The organism is Variovorax sp. RTB1 (genome assembly GCF_035018765.1).
GTDB lineage: Bacteria > Pseudomonadota > Gammaproteobacteria > Burkholderiales > Burkholderiaceae_C > Variovorax.
In genome coordinates, this window is record NZ_JASJXG010000133.1 from 1 (window position 1) to 297 (window position 297).

General features: G+C 65.3%; 1 protein-coding gene. It reads left to right on the top strand.

What is annotated here, in order from left to right; translation table 11 throughout:
• Window positions 1-5 precede the first annotated feature (5 nt).
• Window positions 6-297: Lrp/AsnC family transcriptional regulator (locus QN397_RS26675; protein WP_323502529.1), on the top strand; the 292-nt coding region annotated here is incomplete at its 3' end.

The following is a 297-nucleotide window of genomic DNA, read 5'->3' on the forward strand; positions in this document are numbered from 1 at the left end:
ATATTATGGAATCAAATGAACTCGATGCCTTGGACCTCCGCCTCTTGGACGCCCTGCAGCGCGACGCGTCGCAGACCAATCAACAGCTCGCTGCCGATGCGCACATCTCGCCACCCACATGTCTCCGGCGCGTGCAGCGCCTGCGCAAGGCCGGCTTCATCGAGCGCCAGATTGCCCTGTTGTCGCCCGATCGCCTGGCCCCGGTTCTGGGACATGGCTTGCAGGCAGTGGTCGAGATCTCGCTCGATCGGCAGGGCGCCGAAGCCCTCGATGCTTTCGAGGCGCGGGGGGGGGGGG